The 21,839-nt window shown below is 70.9% G+C and carries 21 protein-coding genes and 2 pseudogenes; 12 read left to right on the plus strand and 11 right to left on the minus strand.

The genetic code is table 11. From position 1 onward, the window contains the following. Window positions 1-111: 111 nt before the first annotated feature. From AB0D48_RS08735 to AB0D48_RS08750, 4 genes and pseudogenes are all read right to left on the minus strand, one after another. Window positions 112-702: a malonic semialdehyde reductase gene (locus AB0D48_RS08735; RefSeq protein ID WP_362392349.1), complete on the minus strand. Its 591-nt coding sequence runs from the start codon at window positions 700-702 to the stop codon at window positions 112-114. A gap of 95 nt (window positions 703-797) precedes the next feature. Beyond that, window positions 798-1,016 carry an exodeoxyribonuclease VII small subunit gene (locus tag AB0D48_RS08740; RefSeq protein WP_362392352.1) on the minus strand — a complete coding sequence of 73 codons (219 nt, stop codon included), beginning with the start codon at window positions 1,014-1,016 and terminating at the stop codon, window positions 798-800. Window positions 1,017-1,090: 74 nt separating this feature from the next. Further along, a complete protein-coding gene (xseA, locus tag AB0D48_RS08745) occupies window positions 1,091-2,320 on the minus strand; it encodes an exodeoxyribonuclease VII large subunit (protein WP_362392355.1) in 1,230 nt (409 codons plus the stop codon). A gap of 158 nt (window positions 2,321-2,478) precedes the next feature. Further along, a pseudogene (locus tag AB0D48_RS08750) lies at window positions 2,479-2,652 on the minus strand (amino acid permease); the annotation flags it as partial. A gap of 69 nt (window positions 2,653-2,721) precedes the next feature. On the opposite strand from AB0D48_RS08750, the gene AB0D48_RS08755 reads away from it, so the two are divergent. Then, window positions 2,722-3,726 carry a 4-hydroxy-3-methylbut-2-enyl diphosphate reductase gene (locus AB0D48_RS08755; protein ID WP_362392358.1) on the plus strand — a complete coding sequence of 335 codons (1,005 nt, stop codon included), beginning with the start codon at window positions 2,722-2,724 and terminating at the stop codon, window positions 3,724-3,726. Between the two features lie 21 nt (window positions 3,727-3,747). Continuing rightward, window positions 3,748-4,485, plus strand: coding sequence for a polyphosphate--glucose phosphotransferase (gene ppgK, locus AB0D48_RS08760; protein ID WP_362392361.1), 738 nt, complete (start codon window positions 3,748-3,750; stop codon window positions 4,483-4,485). 35 nt (window positions 4,486-4,520) lie between these two features. Here the strand turns inward: ppgK and AB0D48_RS08765 are convergent, their stop codons facing one another. Beyond that, window positions 4,521-4,922 (minus strand): DUF6542 domain-containing protein, encoded by a 402-nt coding sequence (locus AB0D48_RS08765; protein ID WP_362392364.1) that lies wholly within the window; start codon window positions 4,920-4,922, stop codon window positions 4,521-4,523. A gap of 249 nt (window positions 4,923-5,171) precedes the next feature. Between AB0D48_RS08765 and ychF the strand changes: the two genes are divergently transcribed. Next, entirely contained in the window at window positions 5,172-6,260 is a 1,089-nt protein-coding gene (gene ychF / locus AB0D48_RS08770) for a redox-regulated ATPase YchF (protein ID WP_362392367.1), read from the plus strand. Window positions 6,261-6,370: 110 nt separating this feature from the next. Here the strand turns inward: ychF and AB0D48_RS08775 are convergent, their stop codons facing one another. From AB0D48_RS08775 to AB0D48_RS08785, 3 genes and pseudogenes are all read right to left on the minus strand, one after another. Further along, window positions 6,371-6,952 (minus strand): Uma2 family endonuclease, encoded by a 582-nt coding sequence (locus tag AB0D48_RS08775; RefSeq protein WP_362392370.1) that lies wholly within the window; start codon window positions 6,950-6,952, stop codon window positions 6,371-6,373. A gap of 918 nt (window positions 6,953-7,870) precedes the next feature. Continuing rightward, a pseudogene (locus AB0D48_RS08780) lies at window positions 7,871-8,047 on the minus strand (Uma2 family endonuclease); the annotation flags it as partial. 218 nt (window positions 8,048-8,265) lie between these two features. Next, window positions 8,266-9,273, minus strand: coding sequence for a superoxide dismutase (locus AB0D48_RS08785; RefSeq protein ID WP_362392373.1), 1,008 nt, complete (start codon window positions 9,271-9,273; stop codon window positions 8,266-8,268). A gap of 80 nt (window positions 9,274-9,353) precedes the next feature. Between AB0D48_RS08785 and AB0D48_RS08790 the strand changes: the two genes are divergently transcribed. From AB0D48_RS08790 to AB0D48_RS08805, 4 genes are all read left to right on the plus strand, one after another. Continuing rightward, window positions 9,354-9,791, plus strand: coding sequence for a MarR family transcriptional regulator (locus AB0D48_RS08790; RefSeq protein ID WP_362392376.1), 438 nt, complete (start codon window positions 9,354-9,356; stop codon window positions 9,789-9,791). Between the two features lie 212 nt (window positions 9,792-10,003). Then, window positions 10,004-11,101 (plus strand): alpha/beta hydrolase-fold protein, encoded by a 1,098-nt coding sequence (locus AB0D48_RS08795; RefSeq protein ID WP_362392379.1) that lies wholly within the window; start codon window positions 10,004-10,006, stop codon window positions 11,099-11,101. A 356-nt stretch (window positions 11,102-11,457) separates the two neighbouring features. Then, entirely contained in the window at window positions 11,458-12,552 is a 1,095-nt protein-coding gene (locus tag AB0D48_RS08800; protein ID WP_362392382.1) for an alpha/beta hydrolase-fold protein, read from the plus strand. 5 nt (window positions 12,553-12,557) lie between these two features. Then, entirely contained in the window at window positions 12,558-13,340 is a 783-nt protein-coding gene (locus AB0D48_RS08805; RefSeq protein WP_362392385.1) for a trypsin-like peptidase domain-containing protein, read from the plus strand. A gap of 24 nt (window positions 13,341-13,364) precedes the next feature. On the opposite strand, the gene AB0D48_RS08810 is transcribed toward AB0D48_RS08805, so the two are convergent. The 3 genes from AB0D48_RS08810 to AB0D48_RS08820 all read right to left on the minus strand — a co-directional run bounded on the left by AB0D48_RS08810 (window position 13,365) and on the right by AB0D48_RS08820 (window position 16,685). Next, window positions 13,365-14,300, minus strand: coding sequence for an EamA family transporter (locus AB0D48_RS08810; protein WP_362392388.1), 936 nt, complete (start codon window positions 14,298-14,300; stop codon window positions 13,365-13,367). A 54-nt stretch (window positions 14,301-14,354) separates the two neighbouring features. Then, window positions 14,355-15,173, minus strand: coding sequence for an isocitrate lyase/phosphoenolpyruvate mutase family protein (locus tag AB0D48_RS08815; RefSeq protein WP_362392391.1), 819 nt, complete (start codon window positions 15,171-15,173; stop codon window positions 14,355-14,357). Between the two features lie 414 nt (window positions 15,174-15,587). Next, window positions 15,588-16,685, minus strand: coding sequence for a pyridoxal-phosphate dependent enzyme (locus AB0D48_RS08820; protein WP_362392394.1), 1,098 nt, complete (start codon window positions 16,683-16,685; stop codon window positions 15,588-15,590). A gap of 230 nt (window positions 16,686-16,915) precedes the next feature. On the opposite strand from AB0D48_RS08820, the gene AB0D48_RS08825 reads away from it, so the two are divergent. From AB0D48_RS08825 to AB0D48_RS08845, 5 genes are all read left to right on the plus strand, one after another. Beyond that, complete coding sequence (locus tag AB0D48_RS08825; protein WP_362392397.1) at window positions 16,916-18,487, plus strand: S8 family peptidase; 1,572 nt, start codon at window positions 16,916-16,918, stop codon at window positions 18,485-18,487. Between the two features lie 127 nt (window positions 18,488-18,614). Continuing rightward, window positions 18,615-19,781, plus strand: coding sequence for a DUF4190 domain-containing protein (locus AB0D48_RS08830; RefSeq protein ID WP_362392400.1), 1,167 nt, complete (start codon window positions 18,615-18,617; stop codon window positions 19,779-19,781). 137 nt (window positions 19,782-19,918) lie between these two features. Then, complete coding sequence (locus AB0D48_RS08835; RefSeq protein WP_362392403.1) at window positions 19,919-20,671, plus strand: GntR family transcriptional regulator; 753 nt, start codon at window positions 19,919-19,921, stop codon at window positions 20,669-20,671. 435 nt (window positions 20,672-21,106) lie between these two features. Beyond that, window positions 21,107-21,292, plus strand: coding sequence for an SPOR domain-containing protein (locus tag AB0D48_RS08840; protein ID WP_362392406.1), 186 nt, complete (start codon window positions 21,107-21,109; stop codon window positions 21,290-21,292). A 27-nt stretch (window positions 21,293-21,319) separates the two neighbouring features. Continuing rightward, window positions 21,320-21,745 carry a (deoxy)nucleoside triphosphate pyrophosphohydrolase gene (locus tag AB0D48_RS08845; protein ID WP_362392409.1) on the plus strand — a complete coding sequence of 142 codons (426 nt, stop codon included), beginning with the start codon at window positions 21,320-21,322 and terminating at the stop codon, window positions 21,743-21,745. Window positions 21,746-21,839: the final 94 nt, after the last annotated feature.

Raw genomic sequence — 21,839 nt, forward strand, 5'->3', positions numbered from 1 at the left:
GGGCCCCCGTGCCTCCTTCCGGGAGGCGCCCCGGGGCGGGCGCCGCCGCGCCCCCCCCCCCCGGGGGCCCCGCGGCCGTTTTCGTGCTCGGACGCCTCGGGCGCCTCGGGCTCAGACGGTGGTGACGACCTCGTCGAACGCCAGGCGCGGGGAGCGCGGGAACCAGGCGTCCTCGCCCGGCTTGCCGATGTTGACGATCATCAGCGGGGTGTGGTCGGCGTCCAGGAACTCCTTCTGGATGCCGGCGAGGTCGGCGCCGGTCATCGGGCCCGCGGCCAGGCCGGCGGCGCGGACGCCCACGATGAAGTACGCGGCCTGCAGCGCGGCGTTGAGCAGGGCGGACTGCTCGCGGACCGGACGCTCGGCGAAGAACATGTCCTTGGCCTGCGGGAAGTGCGGCAGCAGCTGCGGGAGCTCCTCGTGGAACTCGTTGTCCGCGGAGAGGATCGCGACCAGTGGGGCGGCGGCCGTCTTGGCCTGGTTGCCCTCGGCCAGGTGCTTCACGAGACGCTCGCGGGCCTCGGGGGAGCGGACCAGCGTGATGCGCAGCGGGGTCTGGTTGAAGGCGGTGGGGCCGAACTTCACCAGGTCGTATATCGCCTGGACCTGCTCCTCGGTGACCGGCTCGTCGGAGAACGAGTTGGCCGTGCGGGCCTCGCGGAACAGCAGGTCCTGCGCGGCGGAGTCAAGAACGAGAGACATCGGAAGCCTTCTTCCATCCGGGTGTGAAGCGATGTCCCCGACTCTACGGCGAAAGTAGGTGAATTTTCAACTAAATTCCTCGGCGGTGACCGGGATCACTCCTCCTCGGCCGAGTCCCGGGCCGCGAGCGCCGAGTCGAGCCTGGCCCTGGCCCCCTCCAGCCAGTGCCGGCACACCTTCGCCAGCTCCTCGCCGCGCTCCCAGAGCGCGAGGGAGTCCTCCAGGGACGTCCCGCCCGCCTCCAGCTTGCGGACGACCTCGATGAGCTCGTCGCGCGCCTGCTCGTACCCCAGCGCCGTCTCGGCCTCTGCCATTCCCGTTTCCACCCTGTCTGTGTAGTGCGACGTGTTGATTGCGGCTGTGTACCGCGTCCGGGGCCGCAGGCCCGCTACTCGGACGCGACCAGTGGTACCGGGGTGACCGTCACGGAGAACTCGCCCTCCGCGACCCGCGCGCGCAGCACCTCGTCCGCCGAGACCTCCTCCGGCGAGCGCACGACGTGCCCGTCAGCCCGCTGGAGCACGGCGTACCCCCGTTCCAGGGTGGCCGCCGGCGACAGCGCCACCACCCGGGCCAGCGTGTGCGCGAGCTCCGAGTCGGCCCGGTCCAGCAGATGCCCGAGCGTCCGCCGGCCGCGCGCCAGCAGCGCCTCCAGCTCGTCCTCGCGGGTCTCCACCATCCGCTGCGGGTGGACGAAGACCGGCCGGGCGAGGGCGTGCGCCAGGCCCCGCTCCTCCCGGTCGAGCAGCCCGCTCACCGCGCGCAGCCCCCGGCCCTGCAGCTGGCGTACGCGCTCCAGCTCCTCGCCGACGTCCGGGACCACCTTCTTGGCCGCGTCCGTGGGCGTGGAGGCCCGCAGGTCCGCGACCAGGTCCAGCAGCGGCGAGTCCGGCTCGTGACCGATCGCCGAGACCACGGGGGTGCGGGCCGCCGCGACCGCCCTTACGACCTCCTCGTCGGAGAAGGGCAGCAGGTCCTCCACGCTGCCGCCGCCGCGCGCCACGATGATCACGTCGACCTCGTCGAGGGCGTCGAGCTCCTTGACCGCCTGGATCACCTGGGGCACCGCGTGCACCCCCTGGACGGCGACGTTGCGCACCTCGAAGCGGACCGCCGGCCAGCGCCGCCGGGCGTTCTCCAGGACATCGCGCTCGGCCGCCGAGGCCCGCCCCACCACCAGGCCGATCAGCTGCGGCAGGAAGGGCAGCGGCTTCTTGCGGTCCAGCGCGAACAGCCCCTCCGAGGCGAGGGACCGCTTGAGCCGCTCCAGCCGGGCCAGCAGTTCGCCGATGCCGACCGGCCGTATCTCCGTGGCCCGCAGCGACAGCTGCCCGCGCGGTGCGTACCACTCCGGCTTGGCCAGTACGACGACCCGCGCGCCCTCCGAGACCGCGTCCGCGACCTCGTCGTAGACCTGGCGGAAGCAGGTCACGCTGACCGAGATGTCGTGCGAGGGATCGCGCAGCGTCAGGAAGACCACCCCCGCTCCCGGCCGCCGCGAGAGCTGCGTGATCTGCCCCTCCACCCACACTTGGCCGAGCCGCTCGATCCAGCCCCCGATGAGCCGGGACACCTGCCCTACCGGCAGCGGCGCCTCGGCCGACGTATTGAGTCCCATGCACGCAGGCTAACGGGCGCCGCTGACAGCGTCTCAGGCTCTGGCGAGGGTGTCGGGATCCGGACGGTCGCCAGGGGCGGTCGTCAGAGGTGCCGCCGGCTGGTCGCCATAGGCGGTCGCCATGTGTAGTGGTCAGAGGCGGTGGTCAGAAGTGGTGGTCAGAGGCGGTCGTCGGGGACGCCGCCAGGGGCGCCTTCGCCGCGCCGTCTGGGCGAAGAGCACCCCCAGGCCGACCGCCAGCCACGCCGCCCCACCAGCTGCGCCGTCCAGGAGGCTTCCACGATCACCGCGACGGTCACCGCCGCGCCCAGCACCGGGGTCACCAGGTGCCTCCCCTTCGGGTCTTCCGGGCAAGTGTGTGCCGTACGGGCGACGACCGGCCTGCTGGAGACCCCCGTACGATGGAGCGTATGACTGCTCCCGCCCCTGCTCCCGCTTCCCGCCGTGTCCTGCTCGCCGCGCCCCGCGGCTACTGCGCGGGCGTGGACCGAGCCGTGATCGCCGTCGAGAAAGCCCTTGAGCAGTACGGCGCGCCGGTCTACGTGCGGCACGAGATCGTGCACAACAAGTACGTCGTCCAGACGCTGGAGAAGAAGGGCGCCATCTTCGTCGAGCGGACGGAGGAGGTCCCCGAGGGCTCCATCGTGATGTTCTCCGCGCACGGTGTGGCGCCGGTGGTGCACGAGGAGGCGGCGCGCGGCAAGCTCGCGACGATCGACGCGACCTGCCCGCTGGTCACCAAGGTGCACAAGGAAGCCATCCGGTACGCGAACGAGGACTTCGACATCCTCCTCATCGGCCACGAGGGCCACGAAGAGGTCATCGGCACCTCCGGCGAGGCCCCGGACCACATCACGATCGTGGACGGTCCGGACGACGTCGCCGGCGTCGAGGTGCGCGACGAGTCCAAGGTCGTCTGGCTGTCGCAGACCACGCTCTCGGTCGACGAGACGATGGAAACGGTCGACGCGCTGAAGACCAAGTTCCCGCTGCTGGTCTCGCCGCCGAGCGACGACATCTGCTACGCCACCTCCAACCGGCAGGCCGCCGTCAAGCAGATGGGCGCCGACTCGGACCTGGTCATCGTCGTCGGCTCGAAGAACTCCTCGAACTCGATCCGCCTCGTCGAGGTCGCGCTGGACGCGGGCGCCCGCGCCGCGCACCTGGTCGACTTCGCGAGCGAGATCGACGAGGCCTGGCTGGAGGGCGTCACCACGGTCGGCCTGACCTCGGGCGCCTCGGTGCCGGAGGTCCTGGTCGAGCAGGTGCTCGAGTGGCTGGCGGAGCGCGACTATGTGGACGTGGAGATCGTCAAGACCGCCGAGGAGTCGATCGTCTTCTCGCTGCCGAAGGAACTGCGCCGCGACCTGCGCGCCGAAGCGGCGGAACTGGTCGCCGACAAGTAACTCCTTTCGTACGGTATGTCCATGCAGATCATGGGTGTGGACATCGGCGGTACAGGGATCAAGGGCGCTCCTGTGGACCTGGACCGCGGCGACCTGGCACAGGAGCGCCACAAGGTACTGACACCGCATCCGGCCACCCCCGAGGGGGTGGCCGGATGCGTTGCGGAGGTGGTCGGCGCCTTCTCGTGGACGGGCCCGGTCGGGGTCACCTTCCCGGGAGTGGTCACGAACGGGATCACCCGTTCGGCGGCCAACGTCGACAAGGCGTGGCTCGGCGTCGACGCGGCGGCGCTGCTCACGCGCGAGCTGGGCGGGCTGCCCGTCACGGTCCTCAACGACGCGGACGCGGCGGGGGTCGCGGAGATGACGTACGGGGCCGGTCGAGGCCGGGGCGGCACGGTCATCATGCTCACCCTGGGCACGGGCATCGGGAGCGCCCTGTTCACGGACGGACGGCTGGTGCCGAACACGGAGCTCGGGCACCTGGAGCTGAAGGGCCACGACGCGGAGACGCGGGCGTCGGTCAAGGCCAAGGAGGACGGGGACCTCACCTGGGAGCGCTGGGCGCACCGGCTCCACAAGTACCTGGCGCACGTGGAGATGCTGTTCTCCCCGGACCTCTTCATCCTCGGCGGCGGCGTCAGCCGCAAGCCGGAGAAGTTCCTGCCGCTGATCGAGGGCATCCGGGCCGAGATCGTCCCGGCCAAGCTCCAGAACAACGCGGGGATCGTGGGAGCGGCGATGGCGGCGAAGCACTAGGCCCTGCCGCCCGTTCGGGCCCTGAGGGGGCGGTGTTACGCCGTTCTCCGGGGCAGCCTTCGCCTGCCGATGAGTACGGCTTTGCGCACCACGGCGATCAGGGCGGCGACCAGCGTCCCCGCGTACAGCCAGCCCGCGTGCAGGGACAGGGCGGACACCAGCCCCATCAGCTGCCCGCCGAAGCCGCCGGAGCCGCCCGAGATGGGCCACACTCCGGCGGCGAAGGCGATGGGGACGGTGATCGGGGCGGTGATCAGGTCGGCGGGCCGTACCCAGAGGGCGGTGGCGGCCGCTACGGGCAGGAAGAGCAGCCCGTAGACGAAGAGCGAGGAGCCGAAGAGCAGCCAGCAGATCCCGCCGGCCAGCAGCATGGCGGCGCACGCGAACAGCCCGCCGCCGAGCCCGGTCAGCCGGGGCAGGGGCATGCGCCGCGTCATCGAGGGCAGGGGGCGGCCGCCGCCCTGGGCGGGTACGGCCGCGGGCCGCGTTCCCCTTCGCTGGGCCGGGGGTCGCTGCGGGTGAGGGGCCGGTCGCGTCCTGTATTGCTCCACGCCCTCCACGCTAGGCGGGGGGAGCGCGGTATCCGCGTGGGGACACGCGTACATCCACCGCCACTCATCGGAAAGTAAACTGTCCGATGGCCCACCTCCGGGCCGCCGCCCCTCCAGCTACGGGAAGTCGCCAACGTGTCGCTCACGATCGGAATCGTCGGCCTGCCGAATGTCGGCAAGTCGACCCTGTTCAACGCCCTGACCAAGAACGACGTGCTGGCGGCCAACTACCCGTTCGCCACGATCGAGCCGAACGTCGGCGTCGTCGGCGTCCCGGACGCGCGCCTCGCGGTCCTCGCGGGCATCTTCGGCTCCCAGAAGGTCCTCCCGGCGACGGTGGACTTCGTCGACATCGCGGGCATCGTGCGCGGCGCCTCGGAGGGTGAGGGCCTGGGCAACAAGTTCCTGGCCAACATCCGTGAGTCGGACGCGATCTGCCAGGTCATCCGCGCCTTCAAGGACGAGAACGTCGTACACGTCGACGGCAAGGTCTCGCCGAAGGACGACATCGAGACGATCAACACCGAGCTGATCCTCGCCGACCTCCAGTCCATCGAGAAGGCAGAGCCTCGCCTGACGAAGGAGTCCCGCCTCCAGAAGGAGAAGGTCGCGGTCCTCGCGGCCGTCGTCGAGGCCAAGAAGATCCTCGAGGCCGGCGACACCCTCTTCTCCAAGGGCATCACCAAGGGCACGGAGCAGGGCGACCTCCTCCACGAGCTGCACCTGCTGACCACGAAGCCGTTCCTCTACGTCTTCAACGTGGACGAGGACGAGCTGGTGGACGACGCCTTCAAGGCGGAGCAGAGCGCGCTCGTCGCCCCGGCCGAGGCGATCTTCCTGAACGCCAAGCTGGAGCAGGACCTCTCCGAGCTGGACGAGGACGAGGCCCTCGAACTCCTCCAGTCGGTCGGCCAGGCGGAGCCGGGCCTGGCCACCCTCGGCCGCGTCGGCTTCGCCACGCTGGGCCTCCAGACGTACCTGACGGCCGGCCCGAAGGAAACCCGCGCCTGGACGATCAAGCAGGGCGCCACCGCCCCGGAGGCGGCGGGCGTGATCCACACCGACTTCCAGCGCGGCTTCATCAAGGCCGAGGTCATCTCCTTCGCGGACCTGGTCGAGTGCGGCTCCGTCACCGAGGCCCGCGCGAAGGGCAAGGCCCGCATGGAGGGCAAGGACTACGTCATGCAGGACGGCGACGTGGTGGAGTTCCGCTTCAACGTGTAGTCGTCTCATTACTGCATGTTAGTTAGTTTCGTCAAACGTGCAGGTCAGAAGGGGTCGGACCCTGACGAGTCCGACCCCTTCTGCATTCGTGCTGACTTGGTGCTGACTTTTCAGCTGCTTCGGGGCGGCGTGAGCTTGTCGAGGTCCAGGCTGACCTCGAAGGGGACCGGGCGCTGGAGGGTGCCCCGGAAGATCCCGGCGGGCGCGTAGGCGCCGGTGGGTTCGTCGAGCTCGTAGACGTGGACGACGGGTGCCCCGTCCTCGTCCTCGATGCACCAGTAGTGCGGGATGCCGGCCTCCGCGTACTTGCGGAGCTTTACTGTGCGATCGCGATGGGCGGACTCCGGGGATACGGCCTCCACGACGAGCTTCACGTCCTCCGGGGCGTACCAGGTGCGGTCGGGGTCATAGGGCAGGTCCGTCAGCAAGAGGTCCGGCTCGGGGCGGTTGCGGGCATCGAGGCGGATTGTCATCTCCCGCTCGACCTCGAATCCGGCCGGCGCCTGCGCCATGAGCGTGGTAGTCAGGGCGGTGACGAGGCGGCCATGCCAGGACCGCTGGGGCGACATCATGAAGACGAGGGCTCCATCGATCAACTCGGTGTGGCGGGGTGCCTCGGGGAGGCGGTCGAGGTCCTCCGCGAACCAGCCTTCCGCGCGCGGCGGGCGCATCCAGTCGGGCAGTGCGGTCATGGCTTCACGGTAGCGGCCCGCAGCTCAAGCTGGAGAGCCAACGATCCCGGCCGGAGGATTTCCGGCAACTTGCCGCGCCATAACCGGCCACCCCCCAAACATCCGGCCATGAGCGACTCATCGGTCCAGATCGCCACGGTGGTCATCTCCGTGGCGGCTCTCGTCTTCTCAACGACGGCCGCGTTTTGGGCCCTCGTCTACAACCGACGTCAGGCGAGAGCGGTCGCGCAAGCCAACGCCCTCACGGAGAAGGCGCAACGCGAGCAGGCGGAGCCGTACGTCATCGTCGACATCAGGCCTCGTATCCCTGGGTCATCGCTGCTCGTGCTGGTGATCGAGAACATCGGTCAGACCCTGGCCCGCAACGTACGCATCTCGGTGAGCCCTCCGCTGCAGACCACTCTGGGGGCCGAGCGGGCCGGGACTCTCAACGTGCTGTTGGTCGTCCCATCGCCACCCTGCCTCCGACGCGCCGCATTCCCTTCGGAGCGCGCACCAGATCGCCAAGCACCTCAAGAGAAGTGCGGATGCGCAGGAGGGGCAGTTGCGCTCCGTCGAAGCACTGAGCCGTCAGATTCAGAGGGGAATGGAACGTCAGAACCCGGAACACAGGTCGGACATTGAGGGCTCTGGCTCGGTGGAATCCGCGATCCATCAGATCCCATGCAGCCGCTGGGCGATGAAGGCGATCTCGCGTGATGGATGACGTGATCCCGTGCTGATTCTGTGCTGACTTAGCCCGCTCAGAACCACGTTTCCGCAGGTCAGAGCTCTACGCGACACGTTCCGCTTCAGCGTGTGAGCGGATGAAATAACACCACGTCGCTGACGTGGCAAACATGCAGTTCAGAAGGGGTCGGACTCTGTTTAGTCCGACCCCTTCGTTGTCACCGTGCTGGATGAATCTGCACCGTGTTTTGCGACCGTGAGCATGGTGACGAGGTGGCCATGCCACCACCTCTGGGGCGACATCATGAAGACGAGGGCTCCGTCGATGAGCTCGGTGTGGCGGGGCGCCTCGGGGAGGCGGTCCAGGTCCTCCGCGAACCAGCCTTCCGCGCGAGGCGGGCGCATCCAGTCGGGCAGTGCGGTCATGGGTCAACCGTAGCGATTGCAGCCCTCGCGAGGGGGTGTGTGCCGTTGATCCGTACTCGGCGCGGATGACCGGGCGCTCGGGCTCCGGTGCGCCTGCTGCCCCTGACCGCGACGCGATCAAATGTGCAGGTCGGAAGGGGTCGGGCGCTACGGAGTCCGACCCCTTCTGTGTTTCCGCCGTGGGCGGCACACCCGGCCGGTCCGTGACGGCGCGCTCCCTACAGGCCGCGGACCGAGGCGATCGTGAACGTGGTGGGGGTGCCGGAGCCGGGGGACACGGGGCCGCCCTTGTCGAACTGGGAGCGGACCACCAGGGTGCGGCCCGGGGTGTGGGCGAGGGTCGTGGGGATCTGCAGGGACGGGTCCGTGATCGTGTGGAGCAGGCGGGCGCGGGTGCCGTCCTGGCCGAGCCGCCAGCGGGTCAGCGTGTTGGTGGTGTTGTGCGCCACGCGCAGGGTGCCGTCGGGGGAGAGGTCGAGGCCGTCGCCGGCCTTGAGGTCGGCGCCGCCCAGGTCGACGCGGCGGACGGCGCCGGTGCGCAGGTCCACGCGGTAGAGGTCGCCCTCGGGCATGTCGACGGTGAGCAGGTAGCGCCCGGCCCGGTCCGAGACGATGCCGTTGAGGCTGAACGAGCCCGCCGGGCGGGGGCGCAGCGCCGGAGTGAGGTCGTACGCCTCGGTCAGGGTGCCGCTGCCGGCGGCCAGCTGGGCCGGAGTCACTCGGTAGATCACCCCGCGGACGCTGTCGGTCAGGTACGCGTTGCCGTCCGGGGTGAGGGTCAGGTCGTTGACGAAGCGGGGGGAGGTTCCGGCCACCTCGAAGTGGGCCAGACGGGCCCCGGTCGCGGTGTCGTAGACGGAGACGCCTGCGGTGGAGTCCGTGACCCACAGGCGGCCCCGGGCGTCGACGCGCAGGCCGTTCGCCGTGTGGCGCCCGTCGGTGCCGGAGGGCAGGAACACCTCGGCCTCGGGCCGGCCGGGGCGGGCCCGGTAGACGGTGCCGTCCGCGTACGAGCCCACGTAGACGGTGTGGGTGCGGGGGTCCGTGGCTATGCCCTCCGGATAGACCTTCGCGCCGGGCAGGGTGAAGGCCGTGGATATACGGGCGTCAGCGGCGGGCGTCACGGCCTGGGCGGGGCCCGCTCCGCACACCAGCGCCCCGGCGAGGGCCGCCGTCAGTGCCGCCGCCATGGCCGGGAGCCGCCGCCGCTTCGTCGAGTACGTCATCACATGTGTCCTCTACTGAGTAGGTGAAGGTGAATGTAAGTTAGAGCTCTAATGCATGCAAGTGGCCGTAGGATGCGGGAATGACCTCCATGGCCCCCGCGGAGCGCATCGGCTCGCACCTCAAGCGCGCTGAGCAGGCACTTCTCGCGGCGAAGAACGCAGCGTGCAAGCCGGCCGCAGTAACGGTTCCGCAGTACGCCGCGCTGCTCTGGCTGGACGAGAAGCCCGGCATCTCCGCTGCCGCGCTCGCGCGGCTGTGCGGGGTGACCCCGCCGACCATGAACACCGTGCTGAAGAACCTCCAGGAGCGCGGGTTCATCGAGCGGACCCCGCACGAATGGCATCGCAACGTGCTGGAGACCCGGCTCACCGACGAGGGGCGCGCGGCGCTGGAGTTGGCCGATTCCGGTGCGGTGCGGGTGGAGCGGGCGCTCGCCGCGGCGTTCACCGAGGAGGAGCGGGAGCAGCTCGTACGGCTGCTCGGCCGGTGTGCGGAGGTGCTCGACGGCCAGCGTTGACACGCCCGTCGGGACACCGGTGGGGACACCGGATGGGAGCCCGTTGGGCCACTGGTCGGGACACGTTGCGGCGCCCCCTGTTCCGCTGAGGATCCCTTGATGTTTTTGCTGAATTCGGAACTGGGTGGGGGATTCGTACATCCCACCCCCTAGGGGATGCCCAGCCGTTCTGCTCCGCCCCGGGGCAGCCATGATCGTTCGGAGCGAAGTCCGTGCACGAGTACCCGCAGCGCCCGCAGCCCAAGCGCTCCCGCCGTCGAATATGGATCGCCGCGGTGGTCGCCCTCGTGGTCCTGCTCGGCGGTGGCGGCGGTTTCGCCGCCTGGAAGCTGGACTGGTTCTCCGGCAACGGCGAGAAGGTGAGCTTCGGCAAGGCCGCGCCGACCCCCGCCGCGGAGCAGCAGGCCACCCCCAGCGGGTCCCCGTCCCCCAAGCCCACCGGCGACCCGGACGTGCTCATGCCGACGGGCCCGAAGTCCGACTTCAAGCAGACCACCAAGCTCGACGACGGCACGATCATCGCCAAGACCCGCCTCGCGGGCGCGAAGTCCGGGTTCGAGGGTGACGTGTGGGTGTGGGCGCCCAAGGAGTACGACGACCCGAAGTACGCCAAGAGCGGCTTCCCGGTGCTCATCGCGCTCCCCGGCGGCAACGGCTTCCCGGCCAACTACTGGTCCGACCGGAGCCTCGGCCTCCAGAAGGCCATCAGCGAGGGCGTCCAGGCCGGTACCAGCCTCCCGTTCGTCGTGATCATGCCGGTGCTCAACCCGGACAACAAGTACTACTACGACGGCGCCGACATCCCCGGCCAGCCCAAGATGGGCACCTGGATCGCCGAGGACGTCCCGGACTTCGCCAAGGCCAACTTCCGTACGTACAAGTCCCGTGACGGCTGGGCCTTCATGGGCTCCTCCTCCGGCGCGTTCGTCGGCATGAAGACGGTCCTGCAGTACCCGGACCGGTTCAAGGCCGTGATCGCCAGCGGCGGCGAGATCGTTCCCGACTCCCCGCTCTGGAAGGGCCACCAGGCCGAGATGGACGCGAACAACCCGGAGACGCTCGCCAAGAAGCTGATCGACGCCAACGGGCCCGAGGTCTACATCAACTTCCAGGTCGGCACCAAGGAGAGCGGGAAGGGGCGGATGACGAAGTTCCAGCAGCAGTACGGCAAGGGCCCCGTCAAGATCACCATCCGCGACATCCAGAACGGCGAGCACAACGGCTGGCACTACGTGCGGGGCATGAAGGAAGGCTCCCTGGAGTGGATCAGCAAGGTGCTCAAGGCTCCGCAGCCCGAGACCGCCGGCTGACACCCGTAGCGAGGCCCGCACTGACGTCCGTACCGAGGGGCTCGTGCTGACGCCCGTACCGAGGGGTCGCACTGATGCCCGTACGGAGGGGCTCGTGCTGACGCCCGTGCTCGGGGTCGCACTGACGCCCGTACCGAGGCTCGTAGAGGCCCGTACCCAGGCCCGTACCCAGGCCCGTTCGGCGCCCGTACCCCCGCGCGCACGGCACGTGGTGAACACCTCGTGGTGCTCACCACGTCACCCCCGTCCCAGGCAACCCATCCCGTCGTTCATACCTCTGTAAAGGGTGTAAGGGGGACCGATCGGTCCGACCCGCGCTCCGCAGCGAGCGCCGGAGAAGGAACGGGACAAAATCCGTGCAGCATGACCAGCAAGGCGACGGCAGCCCCACGACCAAGGGCGGCCGTCGCCCCAAGCGCCTGCGCCTGATTCTGATCGGCGGTGGGCTCGCGCTCACCCTCACGGCCGGGGGCGCCGCCGCGTACAAGTACGGCCTCTTCTCGGACATAGGGGATCCGGTGTCCTTCGGGAAGGTCGACGCCGACGTCAAGCCGAAGGCCTCCAAGGCCTCCGACGTCCGGCCGGGCGTACGCATGCCCACCGGCCCGAAGGCCGAGTTCGTCCGCACCAGCCGGCTGCCGGACGGCACCCAGATCGGCCGGACCACGCTCACCGGCGCGAAGTCCGGTTTCACGGGTGACGTATGGGTGTGGGTGCCGAAGGAGTACGACGAGCCGAGGTACGCCAAGAGCGCCTTCCCGGTCCTGATCTCCCTGCCCGGCGGCCGCGGCTACCCCACGAACTACTGGGGCACGGGCCCCGGCCTCGGCCTCCAGAAGGCCGTGAGCGACGGGGTGAAGGCCGGTACCAGCCTGCCCTTCATCCTGATCATGCCGGTGCACAACGCCGACACCAAGCACCACTTCGACGCCTCGGACATCCCCGGCCAGCCCAAGATGGGCACCTGGATGGTCGAAGACATCCCGGATTTCACGAAGGCCAATTTCCGCACCTTCACGTCCCGCGACGGGTGGGCCTTCATGGGCTCCTCGGCGGGCGGATTCGGCGCCTTCAAGCACGTCCTGAAGTACCCCGACCGCTTCAAGGCGGCCATCGCGAGCGGGGTCGACATCGTCCCCGACTCCCCGCTGTGGAAGGGAAACACACAGGCCATGGACGCGGACAACCCGGAGAAGCTCGCCGAGAAGCTGATCAAGGACGGCGGTCCGGACGTCTACATCAACTTCCAGATCGGCACCGCGGAGACCGGCCGAGAGAAGGCCGAGCAGTTCATGAAGGACTACGGCAAGGGCCCCGTGCACACCACGCTGCAGGTGATCCAGGATGGTGAGCACAACGGAAAGTCGTACGTACGCGGCATGAGGGAGGGCGCACTGGCGTGGATCAGCAAGGAGATGCTGGCACCGACACCCGACCCCGGCGTGCGGTGAGCCCGGTGGCGAAGGGGGCATCGGTGGCCGCCGCCGCGGGGATCGCGGCGGTGTTCGCCGTCGCGTTCCTCGAGGCGCCCGGCGACCGGCAGGTGCACCCCTTCCCCACCGTCGGCGTCCTCACGGCCAACGGCGAGCACTGGTGCACGGCGAGTGTCGTCGACAGCCCGGAGGGCAATGTCGTCGCCACCGCGGCGCACTGCGTGGCCCCGCCCGGCGAGGACGGGCAGCCCGGAGAGCTCGCCCACGACGGCCATGCCATCGGTGAGCTCGCCTTCGCTCCCGCCTTCTCCGGAGAGGGCTCCGGCAGCCACCCGCTGGGGGTGTGGAAGGTCAGTTCGATCCACGTGGACGAGCGCTGGACGAAGTGGGGCGAGGACACCGCCGACTTCGCCTTCCTCACCATCGCCCCGGACGAGGACGGGCGCAGCATCCAGGACGCCGTGGGCGGCCGCGGCGAGGCGCCGAAGCCCGAGTGGACCTCCGGCTACCAGCGCGACGTGACCGTCGTCGGCTATCCGGAGTCCGAGCACAACCCGCAGAACAAGCCCGTCTCCTGCACGACGCAGACCCGCCACGACGAGGACGACCCCGACATGCTGTACATCAGCTGCGCCGGGTTCTGGACCGGGACCAGCGGCAGCCCCTGGATCGCCGACCGGGGCGGTCCGGTCGGGCCCGGCCGGCTCATCGGGGTGCTGAGCGGCGGGGACACGGACGTGGACTCCACGGCCGCGCTGTTCGACGAGCGCGCGAAGGCGCTGTACGAGCGGGCCGCGCGTGGCTGAGCGAGGCCCGCGCCGGCTCCCCCGCTACCTGCGCTCCGTACTGACGATCACGCCCACCGCCGCCACGACGATCGCGCCGCCGAGCAGGATCGGCCAGGTCAGGGCCTCGTCGAGGATCAGCGCGCCGAGTGCGACGGCCACCACCGGATTGACGTACGCGTACGTGGACACCAGCGACAGCGGCGCGGCCTGGAGCAGCCACACGTACGCCGTGAAGCCGACGAGCGAGCCGCAGACGACGAGGTAGCCGAGGGCCAGCCAGGAGGCGGTGGAGAAGGCCGCCGGGTCCAGACCTCGGTGCTCACCGCGCAGCAGGCCGACCAGCACTCCGGCGACCCCGCCCGCGAGCATCTGGTACGCGCTGCCCGTGAAGGGATTGCCCGGCAGGCTCACCTTCGACGCCGAGAACGAACCCAGCGACCACAGCACCGACGCCGCCACCACCAGCAGCACGCCGGACAGCCGTACCTCTCCGCTCAGCCCCGGGCTGGTCAGCACCGCCAGCCCGGCCAGGCCGACCAGGACCCCGCCCAGGGTGCGCAGGGGCGGCCGGTCCCCGGTGCTCGCCCGAAGCACCACCACCCACATCGGCACCGCCGCCACCAGCAGCGCGGCCAGCCCGGACGGCACGGAGGTCTCCGCGAGCACGACCAGGCCGTTGCCCCCGAGGATCAGCAGGAGGCCGACCAGGACCGCGGAGCCGAGCTGGGCGCGGGTGGCCTTGAGTGCGGCAGTGCCGTACCGCCAGGCGACGGCGACGGTCAGCAGCAGCCCGGCGGCGATGAAGCGGGCTCCGGCGGAGAGGAAGGGCGGCATGGTCTCCACGACGATCCGGATGCCCAGGTAGGTCGAGCCCCAGACGACGTAGACGAGCAGGAGGGCCGTCCACACGGCGCCGGTGATCTTGCGGTCCGGGGTGGTGGCCGTCGGCTTGCTGTCCACCGGAGTCGATATGCGCATGACCCGGATCCTCTCAGTCGTTGATCCGCTCTGATCCGCTCTGATCTGCCTTGGTCAGCCCTTGAGCAGGCCGTTCAGCTCACCGTACGGGAGGGAGTCCGCGAGCGATCCGTAGGTGCCGTCGGCGAGCAGCTCCTCGGCGGCGCGGCGGACCACGGCGTACGCGGCTTCGGCGACCCAGGACCCGAGGCTGACGCGGGCGGCGCCGAGGGCCCCGAACTCGGCCACGGTGGGGGCGCCGGGGCCGACGAGGACGTTGAGCGGGGCGTCGATGCCCTTGGCGAGCTCGGCGACGGTGGCCGGATCGGTGACGCCGGGCACGAAGATACCGCTGGCTCCCGCCCGGAGGTAGGCGGCGGCGCGGGCGAGGGTCTCGTCGAGGCGGCCGGCGGGGTCGCCGAGGCCCTTGAGGTAGGTGTCGACGCGGGCGTTGATGTACAGCGGGACGCCGGCGGCCTCGGCCGCGGAGCGGGCGGCGGCGACGCGCTCCGCGTGCTCGGCGGGGACGCGGGTGCCGTCCTCGATGTTGACGCCCACCGCGCCGGCGGCCAGCACCCCGGCGACGGTCTCCGCGACGGCGGCGGGGTCGGCGCCGAAGCCGCTCTCGATGTCGGCGGTGACGGGGACGGAGACGGCGGCGGCCACGCGGGCGACGAGGTCGAGGGCGCGGTCCCGGGCCAGGGCGTCGCCGTCGGGCGAGCCGAGGGACCAGGCGACGCCGGCGCTGGTGGTGGCGACGGCCGGCGCGCCGGCCGCCTCGACGATACGGGCGCCGGCGACGTCCCAGGCGTTGGCCAGGGCGAGAGGGGCGGCGGGGGTGTGCATCGCCGCGAATGCGCGGGCCCGGGCGGCGAGGTCAAGGTTGCTGGTCATGCGCCCAGTTCAGCAGACCGGCCCGATCGGGTCTCGCGAGTTTCCGACACGAACGTCCGGCCCGGCGCCGCTGCCGGGGGGCTCCGCCCCCGCCCGCGCGTCTCACACGCGTCGGCGCGGCTGGGTGGGTGCGCCTCGAGGGTCGGCGGGGCTCAACGATCGGGGCACCGCCCCGGACCCCGCGCCTCAAACGCCGGCGGGGCCGGATTCGGCTGATGCCGTCCGCACACGGCACACGGCGGGGCCGGATCGCCCGCAGGGCAATTCCAGCCCCGCCGGCGTTTGAGGCGCGGGGGGTCCGGGGCGGAGCCTCCCGGCAGCGGCGGCGCCTGTTTGGTTGGACCATCCGACCATCCGACCATCCCCCGGCAGCGGCGCGGCACCGTTTGGGCGGACCATGCCCCTCGGCCGCGCCTACTTGGCGCCCGCCCCGCACAAGGGGAGGACCGCCGTGCGGCCCTGGAGGGGGTTGTCCGGGGCCAGGGGACCGACCGCGGCCCAGCAGGCGGCCGCCGTCGGTTCCACGAAGAGACCGCGACGGGCCAGGTCCCGCCGGGCCTCGCGCACGTGGTCCTCCGGGACCGTCAGGAACGTGCCGCCGGACTTGCGGACCGCCGCCAGGATCTGGCGGGCCCGCGGAGGCGCCGGGATCGCGATCCCCTCCGCCAGGGTGGGCAGTTGCGGCACCGGGTCCGCTTCCTCGGCGCCCGCGGCGAACGCCCGCGCCAGCGGGGCCACCGCCTCCGCCTGTACGGCGATCAGCGCCGGCGGCCTGACTCCGCGCCGGGCCAGTTCCTCCACGGCCAGCGATGCCCCCAGCAGGAGGGTGCCGTTGCCCACCGGGACGACCAGGGCTTCCGGGAGCCGGCCGCCGAGCTCCTCCCACACCTCGTACACGTACGTCTTCGTACCGTGCAGGAAGTACGGGTTGAAGACGTGGCTCGCGTAGAAGACCCCCGCCTCGTCCGCGGCCTCCCGGGCCGCCGCCGCCGCGGCCTCGCGGCCTCCCGGGACCAGCCGTACGGCCGCCCCGTGTGCCCGCATCCGGTCCGTCTTCCCCTCCGAGGTGCCCTCCGGCACGAAAACTTCACAACTCAGTCCGGCCCGGGCGCAGTACGCCGCCACCGCGGTCCCCGCGTTGCCGCTGCTGTCCGCCACCACCCGCCGCGGGGCCAGCCGCCGGGCCAGCTCCGCGAGCATCACCGCGCCCCGGTCCTTGAACGACAGCGTCGGCATCAGGAAGTCGAGTTTGGCGTGAACCCGCTCCGCCAGCGGCACCATCGGAGTGTGCCCCTCCGCCAGCGACACGGAGAACGCCCCCGGCAGCGGCAGCGCCGCTGCGTACCGCCACAGCGAGTTCGGTCCGGCGGAAGGTTCCAGCACACTGGCCGGATCCGGCGTGAAGTCGAGGTCCCAGGGGCTGCCGCAGACCGGGCAGCACCAGGGGGCGGTCCGGACGTCCGCGCGGGTGCCGTCCTCGGGGCAGACGTATCCGGGGAGTGCGTGCGTCATGTGCGGGGCGCCTTTGCTCAATCATGGCCTGTGTATGGCACGGATGTTACGGCTCGGCCGGGCTCTTGTGGGTCGCGACGACGGTGCGTCAACCTTTTGGTGGCGACAGCCCGTTGGGCCGAATGGTTTGTCATGGACATGGCTATTCCGCCATGTCCCGTGCGACCCTGCGGCGCGTACGGCTCCGCCTCACCCCCCGCAGCGCACCACCTATGAGGAGGACCCCTCACATGTCCGTGATGCGTCACACCCGCCGCAAGACGGCCGGCATCAGCGCGATCGCCGTCGTGGCCCTCGCGCTCGGCGCGGCCGCCGCGTTACCCGCTTCCGCGGCCGGCAACGCCCCGCTGGGCGTCATCGAGAACGCAGGTGCCGCCGGAACCGTCTCCGGCAGCTACATCGTGACCCTGAACGACTCCGCCGCCCGCTCCACCGCGGACAGCGGCAAGGCCGTGGCCGAGCGGTACGGCGCGAAGATCGACCGGACCTACAGCGCGGCCCTCAACGGATACTCCGTCGAGGTCTCCGAGGCGCAGGCCAGAAAGCTGGCCGCCGACCCCGCGGTCAAGTCGGTCGTCCAGAACCGCGTCTTCACCGTCGACGCCACCCAGCCCAACCCGCCCTCCTGGGGCCTGGACCGCATCGACCAGCGGGCGCTCCCGCTGAACCAGAGCTACACCTACCCGGACAAGGCCGGCGAGGGCGTCACCGCGTACATCATCGACACCGGCGTCCGCAAGACGCACCAGGACTTCGGAGGGCGCGCCTCCGACGGCTACGACGCCATCGACAACGACAACACCGCGCAGGACGGCCACGGCCACGGCACGCACGTCGCCGGCACCGTCGCGGGCGGGTCGTACGGCGTGGCCAAGAAGGCCAGGATCGTCGGCGTCCGCGTGCTCGACAACAACGGCTCCGGTACGACCGCCCAGGTCGTCGCGGGCATCGACTGGGTGACGCGCAACGCCGTCAAGCCGGCCGTGGCCAACATGTCGCTCGGCGGCGGCGCGGACTCCGCGCTCGACACCGCCGTACGCAACTCCATCGCCTCCGGCATCACCTACGGCGTCGCCGCGGGCAACGAGTCCACGGACGCCTCGACCAAGTCCCCGGCGCGCGTCGCCGAGGCCATCACGGTCGGCGCCACCACCAGCACCGACGCGAAGGCCAGCTACTCCAACTACGGCTCCGTCCTGGACATCTTCGCGCCGGGCTCCTCCATCACCTCCTCGTGGGGTACGGGCGACACCGCCACCAACACCATCTCCGGTACGTCGATGGCCACGCCGCACGTCGTGGGCGCGGCCGCCCTCTACCTGTCGCAGAACCCGTCGAGCACCCCGGCCCAGGTCCGCGACGGCCTGGTCGCCGCGGCCACCCCGAACGTGGTGACCGGCCCCGGCACCGGTTCCCCGAACCGACTGCTCAACGTCGGCACCGGCGGCACCGTCCCGCCCGGCCCGCGCTTCGAGAACACCGCGGACTACGCGATCAACGACAACTCGACCGTCGAATCGCCCGTCACGGTCAGCGGCGTCTCCGGCAACGCCCCGGCGGCCCTGTACGTCCCCGTCGACATCAAGCACACCTACATCGGTGACCTGAAGGTCGACCTGATCGCCCCTGACGGGACCGTCTACACCCTGCACAACCGGGCCGGCGGCAGCACGGACAACATCAACCAGACCTACACGGTCAACGCCTCGTCCGAGGTCGCGAACGGGGTCTGGAAGCTGCGCGTGAACGACAACGCGAACATCGACACCGGCAAGATCGACTCCTGGGCGCTCCAGTTCTGAGGACGTGACCCGAGCACACCGGCTGAGCCGCGATGAACAGGCGGGGGCGACCGACAGGGCGGGCGCCCCCGCTGCGTACTATTCGCGAATTCGTTCGCCCCCGCCCTGTGATGGAGTCCCTCACCCCGTGAGCACCCCGCCGAGCCCGCCGCCCGGACCTGGCCACTCCTGGCCCCCGCCCGCTCCGCAGTCGGTGTGGGCGCCGCCGCCCGGCTACGGGCAGTCGCAGTCGCAGCCGGAGCTCAACGGCTTCGCGCTCGCCTCGCTCCTCGTCGGGCTGCTGTGCCTGCCGCCGCTGGGCATCGTCTTCGGCGTCGTGGCCCTCGTACAGATCACGAAGAAGGGCCAGCGGGGCAAGGCGCTGGCGATCGTGGGCCTGGTGCTGTCCGTGGTGATGACCGGAGTCCTGGCGGTCACCGTCGACCGGGTCGGCGGGGCGGTCCGCGACCGGCTCGACGCGATGAGCGAGCTCAGCGACGTCGAGGGCGACCTCACGGACCTCGACGACCTGCGGGCGGGCGACTGCTTCAACGTCCCGGACGGGGACCTGCTGGCCGAGCGGCCGCTGACGTACAAGGTCGACTGCGCGCAGGCGCACCACGGAGAGGTCACCGCGTCGAAGGCGACGGACCTGACGGGCGTGCCCGAGTCGGACGAGGCGGACCGCGCGTCCGAGGAGGCCTGCTGGAAGGCGCAGGACGAGTACGCGATGGACACGTGGGCACTGCCCGCGTACGCGGACATGTTCTACTTCGCGCCCTCACGCCAGTCCTGGCGCCAGGGGGACCGGCGGCTGCTGTGCGTGATCGGCACGACCGAGGAGGAGCAGCGGGGCAGCCTGCGCCGGGACGCGCGCATGCTGAAGCCCGAGCAGGCGGCGTTCCTGCGGGCCGCGAACGCCGTCGAGTTCCTCGTTGGCCGGGCGCCCGAGGAAGAGATCGAGGACGCGCTCCCGGAACACCAGGCGTGGGCGCGCGAGGTGTACGCGGCGCTGGGCGAGGAGGCGAAGGTGCTGGAGGCCGACAAGGCCCGGCCGGGACTGGAGAAGGCCGTCCAGGCGCAGCTCAAGGAGATCGGGGCGGCCCGCGCGGCGTGGCAGCGGACCTCCCAGGCGAAGACGGCGGCGGACTTCGACAAGCAGTGGGGCCGGGCCCTGGGCGCGATGTCCCTGGACACGGAGAAGGCGCTGCGCGGCGCGTACGGGCTCTCGACGGAGGTTCCCGAGTGGCTGGAGGACTCCTCGGGCAGTCCGGAGGGCGAGCCCGGCCGGGGCCCCTCGGCACAGGCGGCGTGACGTCGTCGGGGTAACGCCTGGTAACGGGTTTGAGTGACCTGGCTTCATCACTTCGGGTGAAACTCTGGCCCTTGCTTGCGATGTACAACCGTCGGTTGCCAGGGTGTAGCTGTCTGTCAACCTGATGGGAGTGGCCAGTGACTTTCGGTGAGCAGCCGGCCTACCTGCGCGTGGCCGGGGATCTGCGACGGAAGATCGTCGACGGTTCCCTTCCCCCGCACGCCCGGCTCCCCTCGCAGGCCCGCATCCGCGAGGAGTACGGGGTCTCCGACACCGTGGCGCTGGAGGCGCGCAAGGTCCTCATGGCGGAGGGCCTGGTCGAGGGCCGGTCCGGGTCGGGTACGTACGTACGGGAGCAGCCGGTGCCGCGGCGGGTCGCGCGCTCCGGCTACCGCACGGGCGGCGCCTCGACGCCGTTCCGTCAGGAGCAGGCGGACTCCGGCGCGCGCGGCACCTGGGAGTCGAACAGCGAGCAGGCTGCTGCGCCGGCGGAGATCGCCGAGCGGCTCGGCATCCAGCCGGGCGAACGGGTGATGCGGACGCGGTACGTATTCCGTGACGCGGGGGAGGCGATGATGCTGTCGACCTCGTGGGAGCCGCTCTCCGTGACCGGCCGGACCCCCGTGATGCTGCCGGAGGAAGGCCCGCTGGGCGGCTCCGGGGTGGTCGACCGGATGGCCGCGATCGACGTCGTCGTGGACAACGTGGTGGAGGAGGTCGGCGCACGGCCGGGCCTGGCGGAGGAGATCTTCCTCCTGGGCGGGGTCCCGGGACACGTGGTGCTGGTGATCGGGCGCACCTACTTCGCCTCTGGCCGCGCCGTGGAAACCGCCGACGTGGTCGTCCCGGCGGACCGCTACCGCCTGTCGTACCACCTCCCTGTGCGTTAGACCCTCTCGCCGAAGTCCGCCCGGCCCGCGACGCCATGGCCCGGCCGCCGCCGCGCCCGTGCGGCCCGCCCGCCGGGGCTCGCCACCTGTGCGTTCCGCCCGCCGGGGCTCGCCCCTGACCCGCGGGTCCGGGGGTGTGACGCCCTGATGATGCGGGGTCGGGGTGTAACCCCCCGGGCAGTCTCCAGGGGTGATGGAGCGTCACGGGCGGGCCCGGGTTCCCTCGTCACGGCCGGCCCGCCCCCTCTCACCGGCATCCGTGCGCCGGATCCGAGCCGGAGCGCACGGCCCACTCGCACGCGTGGCCGGATGCGTACGCCCCCGAGGTGCCTCTTCGTGAAAAACCGTATCCGCTCCGTAAAGTCCGGGCGTAAGCTCAGGCATATGCGCAATGCGGTTTCCTGGGCAGGTACGCCGGCGGAGGGTGAAAACGCGATGAACGACAGCGGTGCCCTGCTCCCGTGGCACGTCATACGTCAGGACGACAACGGCAACCGCTACCGGGTGGGCCGCTACCCCACCCGGGCCGAGGCCCAGAAGGTCGTCGACAGCCTCGACGACCAAGGACACAAGCAGCTCTACTGGGTCGAGCGGATCGGTCAGACCGCCACGATGAATTGAGCGACAGCGTTGACATAGGCTCCGTCCATGACTGTACGAGTGGTCGTGGGCGGAGCCCTTTGTCATGAGGGGCGCCTGCTGGCCGCCCGCCGCAGTGCACCCCCCGAGCTGGCCGGACGCTGGGAACTGCCCGGCGGCAAGACCGAGCCCGGCGAGTCCGCCCCCGAGGCCCTGGTACGCGAACTGCGCGAGGAGCTCGGCGTCGAGGCCGAACCGCTGGAGCGGATCCCGGGGGAGTGGCCGCTGAGACCCGGTCTCGTCCTGCACGTCTGGACCGCCCGCCTGGTCTCCGGCGAGCCCGCGCCGCTGGAGGACCACGACGAGCTGCGCTGGCTGGGGCCGGAGGAGCTGGAGTCGGTGGACTGGCTCGACCAGGACCGGCCCGCGGTCGCCGAAGCCGGGCGCCGTCTGCGCGGAGAGGGCGCAGGGGGGCGCGTGACGCTCGCGCTGTAGGCCGTCTGCGCCACAGTGCGCCGTGCGTGCGGGATCGAGTGGTACGACGCCCCAAATATCGGGTATGTCGCTATTAATCCCTGTCTCGTCCCCC

The sequence above is a fragment of the Streptomyces sp. NPDC048269 genome (assembly GCF_040652395.1).
GTDB lineage: Bacteria > Actinomycetota > Actinomycetes > Streptomycetales > Streptomycetaceae > Streptomyces.

Bases quoted from the DNA above. Each gene is read 5' to 3' on its own strand.
- AB0D48_RS08825 (WP_362392397.1), top strand. From the start codon at position 16,916: ATGTCCGTGATGCGTCACACCCGCCGCAAGACGGCCGGCATCAGCGCG.
- xseA (WP_362392355.1), bottom strand. From the start codon at position 2,320: ATGGGACTCAATACGTCGGCCGAGGCGCCGCTGCCGGTAGGGCAGGTG.
- AB0D48_RS08840 (WP_362392406.1), top strand. From the start codon at position 21,107: ATGAACGACAGCGGTGCCCTGCTCCCGTGGCACGTCATACGTCAGGAC.
- ppgK (WP_362392361.1), top strand. From the start codon at position 3,748: ATGCAGATCATGGGTGTGGACATCGGCGGTACAGGGATCAAGGGCGCT.
- AB0D48_RS08765 (WP_362392364.1), bottom strand. From the start codon at position 4,922: ATGACGCGGCGCATGCCCCTGCCCCGGCTGACCGGGCTCGGCGGCGGG.
- AB0D48_RS08785 (WP_362392373.1), bottom strand. From the start codon at position 9,273: ATGACGTACTCGACGAAGCGGCGGCGGCTCCCGGCCATGGCGGCGGCA.
- AB0D48_RS08740 (WP_362392352.1), bottom strand. From the start codon at position 1,016: ATGGCAGAGGCCGAGACGGCGCTGGGGTACGAGCAGGCGCGCGACGAG.
- AB0D48_RS08815 (WP_362392391.1), bottom strand. From the start codon at position 15,173: ATGACCAGCAACCTTGACCTCGCCGCCCGGGCCCGCGCATTCGCGGCG.
- AB0D48_RS08755 (WP_362392358.1), top strand. From the start codon at position 2,722: ATGGAGCGTATGACTGCTCCCGCCCCTGCTCCCGCTTCCCGCCGTGTC.
- AB0D48_RS08735 (WP_362392349.1), bottom strand. From the start codon at position 702: ATGTCTCTCGTTCTTGACTCCGCCGCGCAGGACCTGCTGTTCCGCGAG.
- AB0D48_RS08845 (WP_362392409.1), top strand. From the start codon at position 21,320: ATGACTGTACGAGTGGTCGTGGGCGGAGCCCTTTGTCATGAGGGGCGC.
- AB0D48_RS08775 (WP_362392370.1), bottom strand. From the start codon at position 6,952: ATGACCGCACTGCCCGACTGGATGCGCCCGCCGCGCGCGGAAGGCTGG.
- AB0D48_RS08820 (WP_362392394.1), bottom strand. From the start codon at position 16,685: ATGACGCACGCACTCCCCGGATACGTCTGCCCCGAGGACGGCACCCGC.
- AB0D48_RS08810 (WP_362392388.1), bottom strand. From the start codon at position 14,300: ATGCGCATATCGACTCCGGTGGACAGCAAGCCGACGGCCACCACCCCG.
- AB0D48_RS08790 (WP_362392376.1), top strand. From the start codon at position 9,354: ATGACCTCCATGGCCCCCGCGGAGCGCATCGGCTCGCACCTCAAGCGC.